Source organism: Desulfobacterales bacterium (assembly GCA_021647905.1).
In the GTDB taxonomy this organism is placed as follows: Bacteria; Desulfobacterota; Desulfobulbia; order Desulfobulbales; family BM004; genus JAKITW01.
In genome coordinates this window covers 1-21,013 of sequence record JAKITW010000015.1, presented here as the reverse complement: position 1 = coordinate 21,013, position 21,013 = coordinate 1, and the positions used below count along the sequence as shown (strand labels likewise).

15 protein-coding genes are annotated in these 21,013 nt (G+C 58.6%); 8 read left to right on the top strand and 7 right to left on the bottom strand.

Translation table 11 applies throughout. The features are described 5' to 3' along the window. Nucleotides 1-208 precede the first annotated feature (208 nt). Entirely contained in the window at nucleotides 209-1,918 is a 1,710-nt protein-coding gene (locus tag L3J03_04165) for a LysM peptidoglycan-binding domain-containing protein (GenBank protein MCF6290174.1), read from the bottom strand. A gap of 439 nt (nucleotides 1,919-2,357) precedes the next feature. Here L3J03_04165 and L3J03_04160 point away from each other — a divergent pair, with 439 nt between their 5' ends. Both L3J03_04160 and L3J03_04155 read left to right on the top strand, forming a co-directional pair. Then, a complete protein-coding gene (locus tag L3J03_04160) occupies nucleotides 2,358-5,783 on the top strand; it encodes a transglycosylase domain-containing protein (GenBank protein MCF6290173.1) in 3,426 nt (1,141 codons plus the stop codon). Continuing rightward, nucleotides 5,780-7,666, top strand: coding sequence for a hypothetical protein (locus tag L3J03_04155; GenBank protein ID MCF6290172.1), 1,887 nt, complete (start codon nucleotides 5,780-5,782; stop codon nucleotides 7,664-7,666). Before L3J03_04160 ends, L3J03_04155 begins: the two co-directional genes overlap by 4 nt. Nucleotides 7,667-7,737: 71 nt before the next feature. Here L3J03_04155 and L3J03_04150 read toward each other — a convergent pair whose 3' ends face one another. Beyond that, the gene (locus L3J03_04150) at nucleotides 7,738-8,295 is read right to left on the bottom strand and encodes a methylated-DNA--[protein]-cysteine S-methyltransferase (protein ID MCF6290171.1); all 558 of its coding nucleotides are present in this window, start codon (nucleotides 8,293-8,295) and stop codon (nucleotides 7,738-7,740) included. Nucleotides 8,296-8,300: 5 nt separating this feature from the next. Between L3J03_04150 and tilS the strand changes: the two genes are divergently transcribed. After that, a complete protein-coding gene (tilS, locus tag L3J03_04145; GenBank protein MCF6290170.1) occupies nucleotides 8,301-9,350 on the top strand; it encodes a tRNA lysidine(34) synthetase TilS in 1,050 nt (349 codons plus the stop codon). 8 nt (nucleotides 9,351-9,358) lie between these two features. Here tilS and fabL read toward each other — a convergent pair whose 3' ends face one another. Next, a complete protein-coding gene (gene fabL, locus L3J03_04140) occupies nucleotides 9,359-10,111 on the bottom strand; it encodes an enoyl-[acyl-carrier-protein] reductase FabL (GenBank protein ID MCF6290169.1) in 753 nt (250 codons plus the stop codon). A gap of 344 nt (nucleotides 10,112-10,455) precedes the next feature. Continuing rightward, complete coding sequence (locus L3J03_04135; protein ID MCF6290168.1) at nucleotides 10,456-11,397, bottom strand: DUF362 domain-containing protein; 942 nt, start codon at nucleotides 11,395-11,397, stop codon at nucleotides 10,456-10,458. 350 nt (nucleotides 11,398-11,747) lie between these two features. Here L3J03_04135 and L3J03_04130 point away from each other — a divergent pair, with 350 nt between their 5' ends. Next, entirely contained in the window at nucleotides 11,748-13,688 is a 1,941-nt protein-coding gene (locus L3J03_04130; protein MCF6290167.1) for an aconitate hydratase, read from the top strand. 211 nt (nucleotides 13,689-13,899) lie between these two features. After that, nucleotides 13,900-14,328, top strand: coding sequence for a hypothetical protein (locus L3J03_04125; GenBank protein ID MCF6290166.1), 429 nt, complete (start codon nucleotides 13,900-13,902; stop codon nucleotides 14,326-14,328). A gap of 112 nt (nucleotides 14,329-14,440) precedes the next feature. Here L3J03_04125 and L3J03_04120 read toward each other — a convergent pair whose 3' ends face one another. The 3 genes from L3J03_04120 to L3J03_04110 all read right to left on the bottom strand — a co-directional run bounded on the left by L3J03_04120 (nucleotide 14,441) and on the right by L3J03_04110 (nucleotide 17,626). Further along, the gene (locus L3J03_04120) at nucleotides 14,441-15,037 is read right to left on the bottom strand and encodes a SagB/ThcOx family dehydrogenase (protein ID MCF6290165.1); all 597 of its coding nucleotides are present in this window, start codon (nucleotides 15,035-15,037) and stop codon (nucleotides 14,441-14,443) included. Nucleotides 15,038-15,351: 314 nt separating this feature from the next. Next, complete coding sequence (locus L3J03_04115; GenBank protein ID MCF6290164.1) at nucleotides 15,352-16,722, bottom strand: ATP-binding protein; 1,371 nt, start codon at nucleotides 16,720-16,722, stop codon at nucleotides 15,352-15,354. Between the two features lie 61 nt (nucleotides 16,723-16,783). Next, nucleotides 16,784-17,626 carry a carbohydrate ABC transporter permease gene (locus L3J03_04110; GenBank protein ID MCF6290163.1) on the bottom strand — a complete coding sequence of 281 codons (843 nt, stop codon included), beginning with the start codon at nucleotides 17,624-17,626 and terminating at the stop codon, nucleotides 16,784-16,786. Nucleotides 17,627-17,962: 336 nt separating this feature from the next. On the opposite strand from L3J03_04110, the gene L3J03_04105 reads away from it, so the two are divergent. The 3 genes from L3J03_04105 to L3J03_04095 all read left to right on the top strand — a co-directional run. Next, nucleotides 17,963-18,532 (top strand): paraquat-inducible protein A, encoded by a 570-nt coding sequence (locus L3J03_04105; protein MCF6290162.1) that lies wholly within the window; start codon nucleotides 17,963-17,965, stop codon nucleotides 18,530-18,532. 43 nt (nucleotides 18,533-18,575) lie between these two features. Continuing rightward, complete coding sequence (csm6, locus tag L3J03_04100; GenBank protein MCF6290161.1) at nucleotides 18,576-19,784, top strand: CRISPR-associated ring nuclease Csm6; 1,209 nt, start codon at nucleotides 18,576-18,578, stop codon at nucleotides 19,782-19,784. A gap of 328 nt (nucleotides 19,785-20,112) precedes the next feature. Next, the coding region (locus L3J03_04095) for an ABC-ATPase domain-containing protein (protein MCF6290160.1) at nucleotides 20,113-21,013 on the top strand (901 nt) is incomplete at its 3' end.

The following is a 21,013-nucleotide window of genomic DNA, read 5'->3' as shown; positions in this document are numbered from 1 at the left end:
AATTCGTCGAAACCGTTACAAGTCGAAGAGAAAGGGCCAGGAGACCCTGACCGGTACGAAAGGGAAACAATCATGGAGAATAAACCATCCCAGAAGTTGCAGGTGATCACAGGTGGTGCAGATTCGTGCAGGCGCTCTTGTTCGCTATAGCCAGCTATGCGGACAAGAGCGATCGTGCGAATATGCGGTGCCGGTGATCACCTGCATGCTAGGCGCCCTTGTCCAGCTTGAGCAGGAGACGGTTGCCGGGATGGATCAGGTCCTGTTTCAGGTTGTTCCACTGCTTGATGTCCATTGGCGACAACCGGTAGCGTTGGGCGATCCTCCAGAGGGAATCGCCCGGCCGGACCCGGTAGTAGAAGTCCTGGTGGGTTACAGCGGTCTTCCTGCCCGTACTGACGATGGTCCTGACCCGGGCGCCGGTTTTACCCCGCGGCTTCGGCTGCCGGGCCGCGGCATGTTCGGCAGCGGCGGTGTCATTGCCGTCCCGCACATAGAGGGCAAGCTGTTGCCCGGCCCGGATCCGGCCGATATCCTTGAGGTCGTTCCAGGCGGCGATCAGGTGGGCGGGCACATTGTACTTCTGCGAGATTGAGGAAACCGTTTCCCCGGGCCGGATCCTGTGAAGCACAAAATCGCCGCCCGCGGCCGAAGTAAGGGCATAGCCCGCGGCAACGCGGCCCTCGGGCAGCAGGACATAGCTGGTTGTCCGAAAGGGAACCCGCAGCCGCTGACCGATCTGGAGACGGGCCCCGGGCAGATTATTGGCCTTTAAAATAATGGTTTTGCCCAGACCATACCGCTTGCAGATGGTGTCAAGGGACTCGCCTTTCCGAACCACGTGGGTCTTGTAATTGGTGGAGACCGTGGCATGGACCCGGGGCAGGTTCCGGGCCACCAACTCCTTCTTGCCCTTGGGCACCCTGAGCGCATAGGCCGGGTTGTCCGGCGGAGTAAAGGGCTTGCGTAATTCCCGGTTCAGTCGCTGCAAATGTTTCTCACTGGTTCCGGCGGCCAGCGAAACCGCTTTTAACGCGGTCCAGCGGGGCACCTCCACCGTGTCATACTCCAGGGGCGGATCGTAGCGGATATCGGCAAACCCGTATTTTTCCGGCTGCTTGGCGATCATGATCGCGGCGATCAATTTAGGGACGTAGAGCTTGGTCTCCGGGCGGAGATAACGCCCCTCGGCCAGCTTCCAGAAGTCCCTGCTCTTATACTTCCTGATCGCCCGGCGGATCTTGCCCTCGCCGGCATTATAGCCGGCAACCGCCAGGTACCAGGAACCGAACTCCTGATAAAGCTCGGCAAGATAGGCTGCGGCCGCGGCCGTGGCCTTGACCGGATTTCTCCGTTCATCGACATAGTTGTTGACCTCCAGCCCGTAATGGCGGCCCGTTCCCTTCATGAACTGCCACATGCCCATGGCCCGGGCCCGGGAGTATGCAGCCTCGTTGAAGCCGCTCTCGATCATCGCCAGGTAGGCCAGATCCAGGGGCAGACCCGCCTCCTTGAAGGTCTCCTCGATCATCGGCAGATAGCGCGATGAGCGGGCCAGCCAGCGGGCAAAAGTTGGGCGGTGGCGATTCTGGAAGAAATCGAGGTAATACTCGACCTGGCGGTTTACAGTGACCGGAAAATCATAGGTGATCTCGGCGGTGACGCTCTCCGCGGCCGGCTGCCCCTGCTCCCATCTGCCCAGCTTCTGCAGTTCGTCGATCTCCTGGGGGATGGTCTCCTCCGGCTCCGGGAGCGCGGCTGACTCCAGATCAGGACCCGGCCGGGGGGCTTCCACCGGATCATCGGCCACCGGGGCCGGGAGTGGGACCATGCCGGTTGATTCATCCCCCACCGAGGCACAGCCCCCCAGCAGGGCAAGCAGGCAGAGCAGAGACAAGGAATATGAAAAAGTGCGCAATGAAGCCACCATGCGGTTCATTTAACCGGCCGGAACGCCGGTAATGTGATCAAGAGGCAAGAAACACGCGGTAAACAGGTATCATCCCGGAGTCGTTTTTGGCAAGCGTTCACCGGGGACAAAAACAGCAAACAAACTGCGCAGTTATTACCATGGATGCTGTCGCGAATGCAATAAAAAAGCAGGGAAACCGCTTCGGCCGGACCGGGTCATACCGCTGGGTCGAGAGTTGTCGTCCAAATCATCACGGGAACAAATCCCTTTTATTTTCTTCGGTTACCTGGTATGGGGTCGGTCAGGAATAACAATGTAAAATGGGCCTTGATTTCTGACCGACACGGGAATACCATTTCAGATTCAACTCCCTTGAAAAAAAACAATTATCCGCGCAAGGCGCTTCGCCCCATGGGGTTATCCCCGGAAACGCCGCGAACCAGCCATGTTCAAGAAATTTTTTCTCATCCTCTTCCTGGGCTGCATCGTATCGGCAATACTGGCCGTAGCCGCCGGAGGATGGGCCTATTACCACTATGTTGTCACCAACCCCGGCGAGGAGATCAAGCAGCACAATATTGAAAAAATACTGGCCATGGAAAGCCCGGTATACTATCGGGACGGGCAGACCAAGATCGGCGTCTTTTTTGAGGACGCCCATCGGCAATACCTCACCTACCAGCAGATCCCCGGGGATTTCATCAACGCCATCATCGCGGCCGAAGACAACACCTTTTTTACCCATTACGGGATCAATCCCGTTGGCATCGCCCGGGCGATGATCAGCAACATCAAGGCCGGCCGCGTGGTCCAGGGCGGGAGTACCATCACCCAGCAGACCGCCAAGAACCTCTTTAAACGCAAGGACCGGTCGCTTAGATCCAAGCTCAAGGAGCTGCTCTACGCCCTCCGCCTTGAATACCATTATCCCAAGGAAAAAATCCTCGAGTTCTACATCAACCAGTTCTATGTCAGCGGTAACGGCCACGGTCTGGGCGTGGCGGCCCGTTATTATTTCGACAAACCGGCCCGGGAGTTGACCCTGCTGGAATGCGCCTTTATCGCCGGCAGCGTCAAGCGGCCCAATGCCTACAACCCCTTTATCAAGAAAAGCGAGAAGGAGGCGGCCCGGGCGCGGGACCTGGCCGGGCAGCGGGCCGATTATGTGCTCGGCCAGATGTACAGGCTGGGGATGGTCGATACCCAGCGCTACCGGGAAACCCTGACCCGGGAGATCAACTTCAAGCGGGGCCGGATGTTTTTTGCCCTCAACACCCTGATGGACCTGGTCAAGGATGCGCTGGGCGCGCCGGAAGTGGAGGAGGCCCTCTCCCTGCACGGAATCGACAACATATCCACTTCCGGAATCAGGGTCTTTACCACGGTGGACAAAAATCTGCAGGACAAGGGCTGTTATTCCCTGCGCAAACAGTTGTCGCGGCTGGATGTCCGCTTGCGGGGATACGATCCCGAGGCGCTCCGCCGGCAATATCCGGACCTGGACAAAACCGGCCCCCGGGATCTCCGCACCGGGGAGTTTCTGTTCGGCGAGATTATTGCCATTGACCAGGCCGCGCCAATGGTGCGGGTCTCTTTCAAAAAAGGGCACAAGGTCGTATCCTCCGGCCGGATCGATAAAGCCGGCCTGAAAACGCTGGTCAGCGACCTGGCAAAATGGCGGAAGAATCGCTGGACGGAATCCAGTCCCAGGGACCTGATCGATTTTGTCGGCCGGCTCAAGATCGGCGACCCGGTCTTTGTCAGTATCCGGGAAAAGGATCCTTTGGCCAACGAGATCCTGCTTGACCTGGAAAAATATCCCGAGATCCAGGGGGGATTGCTGGTACTGCAGAACGGCCGCATCCGGGCGATGGTCGGCGGCATGGAGAACCGCTTTTATAACCGGGCGATCGCGGCCCAGCGGCCCATGGGCTCGGCGATCAAACCCCTGGTATACGGCGCGGCCCTGCAGCTTGCCTGGAACAACACCGACCTGTTGAATAACGAACGGAACCTGTTCCTCTACCAGAACCAGGCCTATTTCCCCCGCCCCGATCACAACAGCCCGCACAACAAGGTGTCCATGAGCTGGGCCGGGGTGAAGTCGGAGAACCTGGCCACGATCTGGCTGCTGCACCATCTCTGCGACCGCCTGACCCCGGCCCAGCTCCGGGAGGTGACCGACCGGCTCGACCTGAACCGGCGGCAGGACGAGTCCTATGGCAACTATATGCGGCGGCTTCGGGACCAACAGGGCATTCTGGTGGACCGCAAGGCCCTGCTTCGGGCCGCCTTCCACCTGGCAGTGTCCGCCCTGGAGCCGGATCTGATCTTTGCCGGCAATATCGATGAGTTGGAGCAACTCCGCAAGCTCCACTTCGGCATCAACTTTGAGAACTATTACCGGGAAATTGAAACACTGCGGGAAGCGGATTATGAAGAACTCAGCCCGAACCGGAAACTCCGGGTGGACAAGGAGATCGAGCTGCGCCGCCGGCTGCTCGACCGGAATTATCTCCGCCTCCGGCAACTGCTGAACGAGCTGCGGCGACTGGCCGCCGGGGAGACCGGCGTCATCGCGGCGCCGGATATTCCGGTGGGCCCGGGAATTATGCTCAAATCAAATATCCGGATGCAGAGGGACACCCTGGAAGAAACCGAGCCGGTGCCCCTTGGCCGCTTGTACCGCGACTGGACCAGCGGCGCGCTTCTCTATGCCTCCTCCCGGCCCACGGACGGTTTCTGGGAGCAACTCGACCGTTCCGCGGCCAGTTCCCTGCTCATGGCCCTGGCGGAAAAGGACCCGGAACTCTTCCGGGAATCGGTCCGCCTCGAAGGCGGATTCTCCATCGCCACCCTGGAGACCCTGACCGAATACCTGCTCAAGGAATACAACCGGTTGAGCGCTCTGCCCGCCTATAGCTTCGAGGTGCTGCGGACCGTCCCTGATTTCCGGATCCTGGCCGGGCTCCGTTACCTGGTCGCCCTGAGCCGGGAGCTGGGGATCCGGAGCAGGCTGGATCCGGTTTTATCTTTTCCCCTGGGATCTAATGTGATAACACTCTTTGAGGTCGCCAGGATCTATGAGGGGCTCGGCACCGGCAAGGCAAGCGGATTTGCCGATGAGAACGCCCCCGGCAGCCTGGCGATCATCGACCGGATTGAAGACAGCGACGGCAGCCTCATCTTTCGGCCCGAACGGGTGAACAAACGGGTCTTTGATCCCAAAACCACCCTGGCCGTGGACAGTATTCTCAGGAACGTGGTCCGCTTTGGAACCGGCCGGTTCGCCGATGCCAACGTCCGGCTGCACAGTATTGAGGCGGAGGTGGAGGCCCAGTTGGCCCAACTCGATCTCCATGTGCCGGTTCTCGGTAAAACCGGCACGGCCAACGAGTTCACCAATGCCGCCTTTGTCGGCCTGGTCCCCAACGTGGCGGCCGATGCCAGCGGCATGACCCTGGCCAATGGATACGTCATTGCCGCCTATGTGGGATTTGACGACAATTCACCGATGGAACGGACAAACACCCATATCACCGGTGCCAGCGGGGCCCTGCCGATATGGACCGGGATGGCCAACGCCATCCTGCTTGAGATGAATGTTGGCGAGAAATTCGACCTGATCGACATGCTGTTTACCGCATCCGCCTCGGCCCGGCCGACCATCCCGCTGCTCGAGCCCGATCTGGGCCAGATCGAGGTAAGGGTGAATCGCGCTGACGGCGTTTTCCAGCCCGCAACCCCCTTGCCGGGAGAAACCATGGCAGCCGGTGATGCCACGATCACTACCTTTGGCAGAATTACGGCCAATGGTGAACTGGAACCGGAGCGACATTTTCGCCCCTATTGGAACTCGATGACGCCATGACCAAGAGGATATTTTTTATTACTCCGCTCCTGCTCCTGGCGGGCGCCGGCCTGTTGCTCTCCGGCTGCGGCACCCCCAGGGTAGCTGTTCCCGAAAAAACCCGGAAGGCGCCGGTGGTTCGTCCGGCCCCCCGGCCGGTGGCCAAACAACCCCGGCCAACGGTCCATGCACCGGCCCGGGCCGAGAAGACCCGGCCCGAAAAGACCAAGACCGTGGAGCCCGCAATCAAGGTGCCCCTTGCCGGGGAAGTTCTCCGGCCGCCTTCCCGGGAAAAGATCCGCTTCAGCCAGGCGGATCTCCGCTTTGTCGAGCAGCGCCTGGCAACCTACGAAAAAAAGTTCCGTCAATGGCTGGAGACCAGGGCTGGCGAGGCCGGCCTGGACCGGGACATGGTCGGTCCGCTCCAGTGGCAGGGGTGCAGCGGTGAATTCGAGCGTATCCTGGCCGGTTACCAACGGATGCGGGAAAGAATTATTGCCGTCCGGAACGCTGTTCCCTGGGACGACAATGTTCAAGAAAGCGAGATGAGCGATATCCTGCAACAGGATATCGCATTCATGGAAGGCCGGTGCGGCCCCTTTCCCGGCGCCGGGCCGGATGAACCCGCGGCCCGGCACCTGCGGACCGCGGCCATTTCCTGGAAGATGGCGGCCCAATCGGCCGAGGCCCTGATCGCCGCCTATGTAAACCAGGGCAATGATATCGAGGCCATTGCCGCATTCCAGAGTCTTGGCCGGAAGTTTCCCGGACATCTGCCGGAGGCGGTCACCCGCCAGCAGTACGGCCTGGCACTGCTCCGCACCGGCCAACGCCAGGCGGCCACCGCGGTCTTCTCCAGGCTGGCCGCCGAAGCGGTCAACACTGACCTGAAGCAGATACCCTGGCAGCGCCAGCACAGCCTGGCCGACCTGCTCCTGGCCGCGGGCGACCTTACCGGGGCCCAATCACTCTACCAGCAACTCGCCCGGGCCCATGCCGGTCTGGCCGTGGAACATAAACGGTTGCAGGTCCAGGTGGATGCCCTCCGGGCATTACGGGTGGACCGGAGCGAGGAGACCAACGCCTACCTCACCCTGTTCCGCGGGGTGACCCTGTTTTCCGGCAGACAGGGCGGCCCGGCCCTGATAAAACAGGCGGACCGGTTCGACCGGACCCTGCCCGGCACGCCTCTGGCCGCCAGCGCCCGATACCTTCGGCAGACGGTGGAGGAACGACTCACCGCCTGGGCCGGCTCCCGGCTCCAGCGGGTGAACACCCTGATGAAACAGGGGAATGAACAACAGGCCAAATCGGTTCTCCTGGAACTGGCCGGCGCTGATCTGTTGCCAGCGGTCCAGGAACGGGTGGAAACCATGCTCACCGGAATCAATGCCGGACCCGGGGTCGGTGGTGAGCCGGTGGTCATTATTCCGCCCGGCCCCACGGCTGAACAGGAACCACTCTCCCTCCTGACCGGGGATGAGGTGGCCCTGCAGGAACAATCCCTGGCCATGCAGTGGGAGGCGGCCAACAGATCCCTTGAGATGCGCCGTTACGACGAGGCGATCAAGGGTTTTACCGCCCTGTTGCCCACTGATTACGGGGCCATGGCCGGAATCAAGATTAAGACGGTGGCCAAACAGGTGGCCGCTGAAAACCGGAAACAGGCCGCCATCCTGTTCGCCAAGGCGACAAGGACCACCAGTCCCGATCGAAAAAAAGAACTCCTGCTGTCGTCCCGCCGGCTGCTGGCAGATATTATCGAGAAATATCCCCAGGCCGGGATCATGGACAAGGTGCGCCGCAACCTGGAGAACCTGGACCGGTATATCCGGCGCTACGATCCCACCCTTTTAGAGGGTAAATATCCGAGCCCGGAGGGCCCGGCCCTGGACGCCCCTTGAAGGGGCCGGTTTGCTGTCGATTCTCTACAAAATACGAGTGACGAACAATCGAACATTCGATTGCTCGTAATTCAATTCCGGGCCGCCTCAAGTTGCAACAGCCTCTGCTTGACGGTCGCGCCGCCGGCAAAACCTCCCGGACCCCGGGCCCCGACCACCCGATGGCAGGGAACGATCAAGGCCAGGGGGTTGGCGGCGCAGGCCCGGGCCACGGCCCGGGCATATCCCGGGCCGCCCAGTTCAACGGCCAGTTCACCGTATGTACGGGTCATCCCCGGGCTGATCCCGGAGATGCGCTGCCAGACCCGCTGTTGAAAAGGGGTGCCGGCCGCAAGCAGCAGGGAGCAGACCGGATAGGCGACCCCCGGGCTCCTGCCCTGGAGATAGCGGCTGACCGCTGAAGCAATCTCCCGGCCAAGACCACGATCCGTTGCAAACCTGGCGTTGGCACAACGGCGGCTGATTCGTTCACAGGCCCGGACATGGGCGGCCCGGGAAAAGGTAAGCCCGGCAATTCCCGTATCAGCGGCAATGACATAAAAGGCGAGCCACTCCACCCGGCAGGCGGCCGTATGAAAGAGAGGTGAACAGACCTTCGCCCTGCCGCGGATCGCACCGATCATGGTCATCCCCCATGCATCCCCTGGAAAAAAAAGTAAAAAAAATACTCGGGCGGCAACAGCTGCTCGTCCCGGGCGACCGGGTGCTGGTCGCGGTCTCGGCCGGTCCTGATTCCATGGCCCTGCTGCACCTGCTCGCCCGACTGGCCGGGCCGGGCGATTTTTCAATAATCGCCGCCTATGTCAACCACGGATTGAGGCCCGTTGAGGCGGCCCAAGAGGAGGAACTGGTCGGCAGGCGGGCCGCGGTACTCGATATCCCCTGGGTCATCGGCCGGGTGGCGGTCCGCGAGCATGCCGAGAACAAGGGCCTCTCCCTGGAACATGCGGCCCGGGACCTTCGTTACGCCTTTCTGGACAAAACCGCGGCCCGGGAGCAGGCCGACAAGATCGGCCTGGCCCATACCGCCGACGACCAGGCCGAGGAACTCCTGATCCGCCTCATCCGCGGCACCGGCCGGGCCGGGCTGGCCGGGATGAAGACCATCAGGGCCGGCAGGTACATCCGTCCCCTGCTCGCCATTCCCAAGGATGAACTCCTCCGCTATCTGCACGACCGGGAGATCCCCTGGCTCAGGGACAGTTCCAACCAGGACCGGTCCCTGCTCAGGAACCGGGTCCGGCAGGAACTGCTCCCCTTTCTTGCCCAACGTTTCAACCCGAACATCCGGGAGACCCTGTTGCGCACCGCGACCATCCTCCAGGATGAGGAAGCGTTGCTCGCCGAACTGTGCGCTACAGCGGCGGCCGGGATATTCTCCCAGTCAACGGACCGGCAAGCAAGCGAAAAAGACTCAGCCCCCCCGCCCCTGACCTTAAACCTCGACCGGCTGCGGCAACAGCCCCGGGCCCTGCAGCGCCGGCTGCTGGAAACAGCCTGCTGGCTGATGGATACCCGCCCGGATTTCCGCGTCATCGCCCAACTGCTGGAATTAATCGATACCAGACGGCCGGCCGCCGGCCTGCACCTTGCCAACGGGCTGCGGGCCCGAAGGGAGGGGAACATACTGCTGTTCTCCTTCCCGCGGGGGCAGGGCCGGTTGCGCGGCGATCTGGGTGGCTGACACCCGGGCTAACCGCGGATCGAATAACCGCCGTCCACCACAATGGTCTGCCCCTGGATCATGGCGGAAAGGTCGCTGCAGAGAAACAGGGCCACATCAGCCACATCCTCCGGGGTGGTGAGCCGGCCCAGCGGGGTCCGGGCCAGGGCGGTGTCCAGGATCTCCTTGCGGTTGGGAAATTTTTTCAATGCCGCGGTATCCACGGCCCCGGCGCTGATGGTATTGACATTGATGCCGCGGGGTCCGAGTTCCACGGCCAGGTGGCGCACCAGTGATTCCAGGGCCGCCTTGGAGGCGCCGACCGCGGTATAGTTTTCAATGGCGCGCACCGCCCCCAGGCTGGACACCGCCATTATCCGCCCGTTGCGGGGCATCAACGGCACCGCGAAACGGGCCAGGGTCAGCAGGGCCCGGGCATTGATGTCCATGGCCCAGTTCCAGTGCCGGGAACTCAGTTCCAGTGCCGGTTTCAACACCCCGGAGGCGGCATTGCTGACCAGGAAATCCAGCACGGGAAACTGCTCGCTGATCCTGGCAAACATTGACTGGACATCATCGTCCTTGGCCACGTTGGCCTTGATCACCAGGCACTTCACTCCGTGCGCCTCAACCGCCCGGGCGCACTCCTCGGCATCCCGCCGATGGCGCACGTAGTTGACCACCACGTGCACCCCGCTCTGGGCAAATCTGACCGCAATCGCCTTGCCGATCCCCCTGGATCCCCCGGTGATCAGGGCCACCTTTCCCTGCAGCTTGAACATGTCCTGTTCTCCTCGTGTTGCTCGTTATATATGAAAATCAAATAAGGTTTCAGGTTTCAGAAAAAAATAACATCTCCGAACGACTGAAAGTCGGGATACGGGTCCAAGACCCGTTTTTGACGTGCTCGTGCTCGTGAACGTACTCGTACACGAAGTAAAAAACTCTTCCCTTCCAACCGGATTCCATTGGAAGTGATAAATCTACCCGCCTGAAGGCGGGGGCTTTAACCTTAACCGGGACCAGTGGCGAACAATCGAATGACGAACTCCAGGCCGTTCGATTATTCGTCATTCGACGCCCCCCAAACTTACCGGAAGCCCCGGGGAAGTTCAACCGAAAGCGGTCAACGGCCGGGCCGCATGAATGCAAGCAGCCGCCGGGCCCCGCCGGCCAGGATCCGGAACGGTTCAAACCGGAGCGGCCGGAGTTGTTCCGGCAGGTCGAAATCATCCACCCGCGGCCCATCCGGGTCCAGCAGGGGATAGCTGAGTGTTGCCAATCGGCAGCCGGCCAGGCCGCGCCGGACCGCCTCCACCTGCAAGGGAGCCTTGCCCGGATCAATACCCAGTATCGCCCCCAGCGCCGTATCCAGGGCCACCGGGTTGGTTGAGCCGCTGATCAGCCCCAGGGGATAGGCCCTGCCGGCCATGGGGCCGTTGCCCTGCATGGCGATGATCCCGTCGGCCAGGGTTATCCCGTTGGGAAGGTGGTCGAGCAGGTCGAGGATCAACCCGGAAAACCGGCCCGGGCACCCGCCGAAGCGCATGTGCCACAACGATTTCCGCGCCCCGACCACCACACCGAAATAATTTTTCACCGCCAGGGTCACCAGTACCTGGCAATGGGCCTTGACCTTGGGCAGGTTGATCAGCAGATCGCAGTCCAGGGCCCGGGCGGCAAGTCCCACCGACACCCCACCCCTTAGAACCACCTGTCTCTTCTTGCGGAAATTGACCAGTCGCACCGGCAGCCCGGCCACCGCCTTGGTGATCCCGCAGGCCTTCATCACCTGCCGGGCGGAGCCGAAGGCCGGCGAATCACCGATCATCACCCGGGCTCCATGATCGATGAACCACTCGGCCACCGCGGCCACGAATTGCGGATGGGTGCATGCCAGGGAGGTCTTCGGCCGGGCGCTGACCAGATTCGGTTTGAGCAGGACCCGGCTGCCGGGGCCGGGAGTAAAGGAGAGGGCGTTGCAGATCCGGTCGACCTCCTGCTTCAGGTCCCGGCGGCAATAGACGGCGCAACGCCGGAGGGCAACCGACTGTGAACTGAGATGCATTGAAATCGATCCGCTGGCTTTGGTCTCACCGGGTCCCGGCCCGGGGAACCGTACAACCCCTCCGGAACAATGGTTTGGCAAACGGACACTAATCTAGGCGAATCAGCGCCATTAAGCAAAAGAAAACCGGCTCTGCTCCCGGGAACCCGGGCAATCCGGGCCCGGTTTCCGGCGCAAAGAAATGTGCATGGAGGTTGATCTGTGGTATATAATTCCGGCCTGGTGTCCGGCCCTGACGGGTTGCGGCCCGTGGGCAAATGCACTGATATGCCGGTTCCGGGCCCTGCCCGGGCCGGTTCAGGATTAAGAGCATCGCTGCCGCGATTACGAAAAAAGGAGTTGTTCGGATTATGGGAAAGACAGTTACGGAAAAGATTCTGGCCGCGCATCTTGTTGAGGGACGCCTGGAAAAGGGAGAAGAGATCGGGATCCGCATCGACCAGACCCTGACCCAGGATGCCACCGGCACCATGGCCTACCTGGAGTTCGAGGCCATTGGTCTTCCGCGGGTAAAGACCGAACTTTCGGTCTGTTACGTTGATCATAACCTGGTGCAGTCGGATTTTCGCAATGCCGATGACCACCGTTTTCTGCAATCAGTGGCCCGCCGGTACGGCCTTTATTTCTCGCCGCCCGGCAACGGGATCTCGCACCAGGTCCATGTGGAGCGTTTCGGCATGCCCGGCAAAACCCTGCTGGGCTCGGACAGCCATACCCCCACCGGCGGCGGCCTGGGGATGCTGGCCATGGGCGCCGGCGGTCTGGATGTGGCCATGGCCATGGCCGGCCGGCCTTTTTATCTGGTGATGCCCAGGGTCTACGGGGTCAGGCTGACCGGCCGGCTGCCCCAGTGGGTATCGGCCCGGGACGTGCTCCTCGAACTCTTGCGGCAGTTGTCGGTCAAGGGCGGGGTCGGTTATGTCATGGAGTACTTCGGACCCGGGGTCAAGGAGCTGTCGGTCACCGACCGGGCATCGATCACCAATTTCGGCGCTGAACTGGGGGCCACCACCTCGGTATTTCCCGCGGATGAAAATACGAGAATATTTCTGCAGAGCCAGGGCCGCGGTGATCAGTGGCAGGAACTGGCGGCTGATGCGGATGCGGTGTACGATCAGGTGATCGAGATCGACATGTCCGCCCTGGAACCGCTCATTGCCTGCCCCTCTTCGCCGGATAACGTGGTCCCGGTCCGGGAAGTGGCCGGCCGGCCGGTGAACCAGGTCCTGGTCGGCTCCTGTTCCAACTCCTCGCTCCGCGATCTGCTGCTGGTGGCCAAGGTGCTGGAACAGGAGACAATCAGCCCCGAGGTCAGCTTTGAGATCAACCCGGGCAGCCGGCAGGTCCTGGAGAATCTTACCGCCCTGGGCGATATGCTGAGCCTGATCAAGGCCGGCGCCCGGGTCCACCAGGCCGGTTGCCTCGGCTGCATCGGCATGGGCCAGGCCCCGGCCACCGGCACCATCTCGCTCAGGACCTTTCCCCGTAACTTCCCGGGCCGGAGCGGCACCCGGAACGATCAGGTGTACCTTTGCAGCCCGGAGGTGGCGGTGGCCGCGGCGATCAAGGGCCGGATCACCGATCCCCGCGAGTTGGCCAACTACCCGCGGATCACCCTGCCGGAGCGCTACCTGCCCGGTGACCAGCGGATCGAGCCGCCGCTGGCCAAGGCCAAGGCCGAGACAATCGAGATCGTCCGCGGCCCGAATATCGCCCCTTTCCCGGAGATGGACGCCCCGGCCGAGACCTGGCATGGCCGGGTACTGCTCAAGCTGGGCGACAACATCACCACCGACCATATCATGCCGGCCGGCGCCAAGATCCTGCCCTTGCGCAGCAATATCCCGGCGATCAGCGAATATGTGTTTAATTCCGTTGATCCGGAGCTGGTGGCCCGGGCCAAAACGGTCCGCGACCAGGGCGAGGTCGGGGTGGTGGTCGGCGGTGAGAACTACGGCCAGGGCTCTTCCCGGGAACATGCCGCACTGGCCCCCCGCTTTTTGGGCATCCGGGTGAAACTGGTCAAGAGTTTTGCCCGGATCCACAAGGCGAATCTGGTCAATTTCGGTATCCTGCCCCTTACCTTTGTTGACCCCGGCGACCATGACGCCATCACCCAGGGGGAGGAGGTGGTGATCAGGGAACTGCGCTCTTCCCTGGCTGCCGGGGCTGAAACCATTACCGTGGAGGTGGGTGGCCGGCCGGTCCGGGCACGGCTGGAGGTGTCGGCCCGGCACCGGGAGATCCTGCTGGCCGGCAGCCTCCTGAACTGGGCCGCCGCGACCGGGTAAAAGGAGAAGCAACAAGGTCCGCGTCCCTCATCCGGCCGATGGGGGGGGCGGAAATCCGGCAAGGGCTGAAAGTAAACATTCAGTAAACGTAACCGTTCACCAGGGGTTACAAATTTACGGAAACCACCGGCCTGTAAGCGTTTACCAGTGCCACGGATTCGTGCAAGCAGGCCGGCGAATCTATAGTATGCCTATGTGAGCCGGCCTGATCGTGCGAAGATGGGGTGCTGGTGAACGCTTACAAAAATACATCCAGCAGCAATGGCAGGGACTCGGGGTGTCCCTGCCCCGGGAGGTGGTCGGTTTCCAGGTGGACTACTGCCAACAGGTGGAGATAGAAGATGGCGGGAGCATCGATGATCGGGAACTGATCGAAATGTCGGACCGGGTCGAAAGTCTGTCCGAAGAATTTGGCGACTCGCACCAGGCCTTTAACCAGAACTATTTTGCCGACCTCAGTTTTCTGATAAGCGGACTGATGTTCGGAATAAACGGCGCGGTGCAGAAAAAATTCACCGTGGTCCGTGACCTGGTCACTCGAAAGGATCGGTCCGAACTTGACCGGACCCTGAACGAACTGCCCGATAGAGGTGGTCCCCAAAATTCGGACAGTGTATTAAGGTGGACAGCCACACACTGACGAAGGAGGAACACCCATGAGCAAGACCAAACGTAAACGGTACTCAGCCGAGTTCAAGGCCAAGGTCGCCCTGGATGCGATCAAGGGCGAAAAGACCATTTCTGGATGGGCACTATTTGACCCTGCCCACCGGGATGATGTACAGGGGGTCCTCCCCTTCCGAAAGGCCCAAGAGGGCGGAGACCCTGTCATCATAATATGCGCCGATGATGACCGCGCCCAGCCCCAGGGCGGTTGCCTGCAGACAGACGTTCTGGGCCGCATGGCCGGCCTCGATAAAGATATACCGGATGCCCCGCCGGCCATACTTCCGGGTGGTTCGCTGGGGCACGGCAGTGAAAACCAGGGCAATGGCGCCGTCACGGACAGCGTCCTGGCCCAGGGCGGCCCCGGCCAACCGGCCGCGCAGATCCCCCTCCCTGGCCAGAACCAGTTCATGCTGCTTGGGCCGGTAATGATAAATCCCGGCCGCCAGCTTCTCAATATTGCCGGCAAAGACATACAGCTCCAGGGGATACAGGGCACCGGCCGAGGGCGCGGTCCGGCCGCCCCGGTCAACGGTTATCCCCTGGGCCGCCCAGAGCAGCTGCGAGACCTCGGCCAGGCTGAGCGATTCTCCGGTGTAGTCGCGGACCGATCGTCTCCGGGCCAGACTTTCTTCCAGAGAGATCTTGCTGTATTGTCGAGGTTCAGGCAAGCGAATATTCATTGATTTTCCCTCTGGAACCGGCAGAAGCGGGCGCCTCCTTATCAGCGGAGCAGGGGCTCACTCCGACCGGAAAGGGCGGGAAGAACAGGATGATCTGGTTCTTTCTGAATAGAATCATGGATAGATGCGCTCTGTTCATACCTCCCCCTTTTTGTCGGTTTCGCAGGCAAACAACGTGAGACTCCAAAAAGCCGCGGCCTGTCTGGCTGTCAATGGTCTGACGTTTTGTTGCAAGACCATCATCGGACGTTGGCTGGGATCTGTTTTCCTTTATTTCTGCACCTGACTCCCGCAAAAAGACCGGTTCAGGCTGATCAGCCTAAGCGCAACAGGGCCAGGGGGAGCGGTTCGGCAGGCCGACCGGCTATTTCCCCCCGGGTTCTCGATCGTGTCAGAATGCGGCTGTTGGGATAGAGGGCCACCTGTTTCAAATCCTTGGGCCGGAGCTGTCCGGTCCATTTCACCTCCACCGGCCAGAATCGGCCCTGATCGACATAGGCAATATCCACCTCCCCTTTTGCCTTTATATAATAGGTCGGATAATGCCGCCGGAACAGGGTGACAACACAGGACTCGACCAGCTTGCCGTTCCAGTCCCGGTCCGCGAGCAGAGGCACGATCTGCTCCGTATAGGGGTCTTTTACCGGGTACAGCCAAGCCCGCAGGGCATGAAAGATAAAGGGATCGGCAAAAACCACCTTGCGGGCCTTTTTGGGAGCCGCAGTTAATTTATCCTCCCTCAGGGCGGATTGGACAAAAGCGGCATCCATGGAAACCAGGAGAGCGACATAGTCCGCCACTGTCTGGGGATGGTCTATCGACAGATCGTCCACCAGGCTGTGCCAGGTGATCTGGCTCGTATATCTCTTGATGACAACGCCGACCAGTTCGCGCAGATAATGCTCCTGTTTCCCTCTTTTCAAAAAATCCCCCCGGATCCAGTCGCTGTAGGTCATCAAGGTGGCCGGCAGGATTCGCTTGTGTCCGGCCAGGTCGTTGATCGCCGTCAGGAAACCGCCATGGACAAGGTAATTGTCAAATTCCGCAAAGAGAACCTCCAGCACCTCGCTAGCCTGGTCATCGGCCCGCAGCAGAGCATGGAGTTCCTCCGCGGAAAAGAGGTTTTTCAACCTGACCGTCTCATAAAAACTCAGGGGATAGAGATGAAAATCCACCTGGTCGGCCGTCCCTCTTCGGCCGGGAAACCGCATCCGGGCATCCCGGATAATAACCAGGTCCGACCCGGTGAGCACCAGCACGGTATTTTCAAGCAGTCCGGCATCGGCTAAATATTTGACCGCCTTGTCCCAGTCGCGGACATAGGTGACCTCGTCCAGAATCACATAGAGGGGTGATTCTGCTTCCATTTCCGCCAGAATATCCGAACAGAGCCGGACCAGGGAATGATGATCATCAATGAGTTCCCCGGTCAAATAGACTATGGACCGCGGCCTGACGTTCTGCCGCAGGAGTTCGTTCATCCACTGTTTCAGAAGCGTGGTCTTGCCGATCTGCCGGCCGCCGCTGACCGTGTAGATCCCGGGTTGTCCGCAGGGAAGAGTGTCCAGCAACGCGGACCGGTGCACCAACGGCTGCTTCAGCAATTGTTTCAGGTTCGGGTCATTCCGGGAAAACGCCCCAGCATCTTCCCAGTGGCTGTTATGCGGCAGGAAACGGATGTCCATACGAGCAAATCTAACCGATCATCCAAATATAATCAACGACCATTGAACAAATTTGTTCAATCTACCCCTTGCCGCCGGTGCCGGTGGCAGCCACTCCCTGGACGAACCAGCGCTGCCAGATCAGGAAGACGACCAGGATCGGCGCCACCATCATCACTCCGAAGGCCATGATATCGCCCCACAGCTTGACCTGGTTCTCAAAGGCGGCCAGGGCCACGGGCAGGGGCCGGTAGGTCTCGCCGGTGGTGACCATCAGCGGCCAGAGATAGCTGCCCCAGCGCATGAGAAAGGTAAGGATCGCCACAGTGGCAAAGACCGGCTTGGCCATGGGCACGATGATGTAGAAAAAAATGCGCCAGGGACCGGCCCCGTCCATCCGCGCCGCCTCTTCCAACTCCCGGGGCAGGGAGAGAAAAAAATTGTAGAACAGGTAGATGGAAAAGGCGTCGGCAATAAAGGGCACGATCTGCACCTGGAAGCTGTCCCGCCAGCCGAGCAGACTCATCTGGAAAAAAAGCGGCACCGCAATGGTCTCAAAGGGAAGAATCAACAGGGCCAGGACCAAGGTCAGCATCGCCTTGCGGCCCGGCCAGTTGAGCCGGGCCAGGGCATAGCCGGCCAGGGAATTCACCAGCAGCCCGCCGGCCATGATCGAGGAGGTGATGAAGAGCGAATTAAAGAGAATCCGGGGAAAACGGACCCGGTTGAACACATCGTAATAGTTGGTCAAGGAGGCATCAATGGGCATAAAGGCCCGCCAGGAAATCCCCTGGGCCAGGACCTGGTCATCGGGCTTCAGACTGCTTACCAGCATGTAGGCAACCGGGGCGAGATAGATGAGGGCCAGCACGGTCAGGAACAGGTAGCAGGCCGCAACGCCCAGTTTTTGTCTGTTGACACCCATCGACTACCTGTTCCTCCCGGATTTATTTGCAAGGCTTACACAAAGAGTCAGTAAAAGAGCCAGAACAATAAAAGCCCCAAAAATGCCGGGCGCCCCCCCCAAATACCTAGTACTCGACATCCTCGTGAAACGTCCTCTGGGTAAGCGTTCCAGCAAAAACTACTAGGGTAAACCTAGTAGTTTTCTGGGTAAAACCTACCATTCTGTTTTGTTGACGTCCTTGGTTAGGTCCATTAAATAATTATTGTTGTGCTTGAAGATTATCTCGATTCATTATCCAACAGCAACTTTATAATTACATCCCCTTTGTTACATCGTGGTGCCGTGAAACTCAACGTGAACAACCGTCTCATCCTAATATCTTTCAACATCATTTCTGCGGCGTGCCTCGTTGCGGCGTTTTGCTATCCTTTCATGTACAGTGAATTCAGCCTGGAACTGCCGGACTGGTTGCCCGACTTTCTTGCTGCCAGGACCCAGGAGTGGATAATCCAGAAAGGAAATATCCCCACCGGCCCGCATTACCTTTTTGAAATTATCCGCAATCTGTTCCTGGCCCGCGAATTCCTGGTGGGAATCGCCATCGCTCTCTTCTCCATCGGCTTTCCCTTCATCAAGATCGGGCTGGTTTTCTTCCTGACTCTTTTCGGGCACAAGCTGGAAGCAACCTTCAGGCATCGCCTCCTCACCACCTTGAATTCGGTCAGCAAATGGTCCATGGCCGACGTCTTCATCGTCGGCATGCTGATCGTCTTCATGAAGGCGGAGGGCTTCCACTTTCGGTTTACCGCCGACGCGGGACTTTATTTCTATGCGGCGGCGGCAGTTGTGTCAGCGATATCGTTTCATCTGTTAATGCACCTTCCTCCGGATAGGCAAGCATGTAAACAAACCACTAACTTTTGAGCGAAAAAATTAGGTAAGAAGCAAGTTGTTCAGGGAGAATAAAATGAAAAGGATCCTGCTGGCTGTATCCGGCTTGAGCCCGGCCGTAATTACCGAGACCATCTATGCTCTTTTTATGGAAAAGAAGCCGGTAGATGAGCTTCACGTTATCACGACCGGAGGCGGCAAGGGTAAACTCCTCGAAACAGTTCTTTCACCCTATGAGGGAAAGCTACAGGCTCTTATTGACGAATATGAAATGCCGCCGATAGACTATAACCCGCAAACCAATCTCCATGTTCTGAAAGACGCCAATGGAAAAGAAATAAATGATATCCTAACACCCGACGACAACGAAATCCTGTTGACCAAGTGCCTGCAACTTACCCATGAAATGACCACCAGAAAAGATACGACCGTATATTTCCTGGTGGCAGGAGGTCGAAAAACCATGACCAGCTGCCTCGCTCTGGCAGCACAGTTCTATGGTAGACCCCGGGACCGAATCTATCATGTCCTTATTGCTCCCTCTGAAGTGGAGAGAGCCAAATCCACCAAAACGAACAGATCTTTCTGGTACCCACCCAAGGAGAAACAGAAGTACTCCTACACCGATTTTACTGACGGGAAGGTGAGAACAATAAACAGCAAGGACATCCAGGTTAACCTCATCAATCTGCCGTACGTGCCGGCAAGATATTTTCTGTCGGAGCAACTCATGGATGAGGTCAAGCAACCGGCCGATCTGCTGGCCGGACTGATAAGGGATGAAAAACCGGCACTGACCATCTCATTATCAGAGAGAAAACTGATCTTTGGATCAATGCTCGAAGCGGAATTGACTCACCCGACTTGGTTGGCCTTGTATACTTTTTTTGCAGTCAAAAAGCAGGAATGCATCCTTGATGAATCGTGCGATAATTGCGAGAAAAAAATTTGCTTTCTCGACTTCAATGAGATCTCCTCATCGGACAGCGATATCCAGAGTATCCGCCAAATGATTCTCAAAAAGTTTGAAGAAATCCCGGACGAGTTTCCCTCCGTCTACAAATCTTTCAAAAAAGAAGCATCATTTAATCCCGCTAAACACAAAATAAACGAAATCATCCTCAACGCGTTCGGGCAGTCCATTGCACCGGCACTCCAGATCTCCGACGCGCCCATACCTCTTTCCGCCAGAACAGGGAAGAGGACAAAGAAATTCGGCATACTGTTGGACCGTGAGCGAATAACTATTGAGTGGAAGGCAGATAAGGAGGTAGGGACAGAATAGTTCCTGCAATATTGCAGGACAAGATTTCGTGGAAATCATCAGATATGATTACACATCGAAAGAATGACAGCCATTATCTGACACCCAACACTCGAAGCTAATTACGGCAAACCGTGATCCATCGACTAGGATACAGTTATGAGTAATCAAGCTATAAGACGATGCGCTTTATTCGTGGATTTTGACAACATGTATTTAGAACTGAAGGATGACTCGGTTGAAGCGGTGGGACGTTTTGCCACCCAACCCTCATAATAGCTTCACTAGGTGGAACAAGGTATGAAAATCGAAGATCATACAGCTTGTCCAGAAAATCAACGATCAATTCTTGTTCGCCATTGTTTTTGCGGATGGACTCGAAAAGTCTTTCGATCTGAGGCAGCAGAGCAAGACAGGAGATGTACCTGACAAACAAGATCATCTCGACGAGTCCTGTCAACTTCTTCTGAGTCATTTCGATTTAGATAAAATAAATTTGCCGGTGTTTACACATAACACCTGCATACATTACAATTCTGGTGTGTTCAGCAACCAAGGAGAGAACATCTTGAAAGCACTACTTAAAATCCTAGAAGACCTGCATAGAGCACCATTCGGTAAAATAAAAGGAAAACTGCGGCTAGGCATAGATTTCAGCTTTGATGATTTTACGCTTCGATTTGAACGTATTCAGGGGAGTCCTGGTGCAGATCCCGCTTCTATCATTCGCATTGCTGTTGGAAAAAGTGTGGCCGGTTTCCATGATGCTTTGATATCGTCACCGGCCCGCCGACTTGCCCTTTCAGATTTCCTAATTCGCAGATTCAGGGAAGGCATAATTCTTTTTGCTCAGCAGAACAGAGGTAAAGACGGCAGTGGTTCTTTCCGTACTATAGAACTTAGTCAATCTGTTTTGCAGAGGGGGGCGGTTGAGATTTCCGGCAATGAAGTCGCTTTGCGGTTTGTTTTTAGTTTTCCTTCTATGCAGGGCAGGGGTGGGGGACAATTGAGTTTTCCGCAGGCCAGGATCATGTTGGAGGAGGAATTGCCGAGGATCGCCAGGAATGCTCTCTTGCTCAACAATTATGATGACTCCACCCAAAAGGCTCTGGAAAAACATATTGAGTGTGTTGAGATTTGGGCTGTCATTCAGCAGGAATTGAAAGCCCAGGGGCTTGTCGCTTTCATTGCAGACGGGGCTATTCTGCCTAGGCGCAGTGGCGATGACGACAGGCCAAGGGCACATGGCT

What these genes read in the sequence shown, in the direction of transcription:
- L3J03_04160 (MCF6290173.1), top strand. Translation starts at nt 2,358, where the DNA reads ATGTTCAAGAAATTTTTTCTCATCCTCTTCCTGGGCTGCATCGTATCG.
- L3J03_04155 (MCF6290172.1), top strand. Translation starts at nt 5,780, where the DNA reads ATGACCAAGAGGATATTTTTTATTACTCCGCTCCTGCTCCTGGCGGGC.
- L3J03_04150 (MCF6290171.1), bottom strand. Translation starts at nt 8,295, where the DNA reads ATGACCATGATCGGTGCGATCCGCGGCAGGGCGAAGGTCTGTTCACCT.
- tilS (MCF6290170.1), top strand. Translation starts at nt 8,301, where the DNA reads ATGCATCCCCTGGAAAAAAAAGTAAAAAAAATACTCGGGCGGCAACAG.
- fabL (MCF6290169.1), bottom strand. Translation starts at nt 10,111, where the DNA reads ATGTTCAAGCTGCAGGGAAAGGTGGCCCTGATCACCGGGGGATCCAGG.
- L3J03_04135 (MCF6290168.1), bottom strand. Translation starts at nt 11,397, where the DNA reads ATGCATCTCAGTTCACAGTCGGTTGCCCTCCGGCGTTGCGCCGTCTAT.
- L3J03_04130 (MCF6290167.1), top strand. Translation starts at nt 11,748, where the DNA reads ATGGGAAAGACAGTTACGGAAAAGATTCTGGCCGCGCATCTTGTTGAG.
- L3J03_04120 (MCF6290165.1), bottom strand. Translation starts at nt 15,037, where the DNA reads ATGAATATTCGCTTGCCTGAACCTCGACAATACAGCAAGATCTCTCTG.
- L3J03_04115 (MCF6290164.1), bottom strand. Translation starts at nt 16,722, where the DNA reads ATGGACATCCGTTTCCTGCCGCATAACAGCCACTGGGAAGATGCTGGG.
- L3J03_04110 (MCF6290163.1), bottom strand. Translation starts at nt 17,626, where the DNA reads ATGGGTGTCAACAGACAAAAACTGGGCGTTGCGGCCTGCTACCTGTTC.
- csm6 (MCF6290161.1), top strand. Translation starts at nt 18,576, where the DNA reads ATGAAAAGGATCCTGCTGGCTGTATCCGGCTTGAGCCCGGCCGTAATT.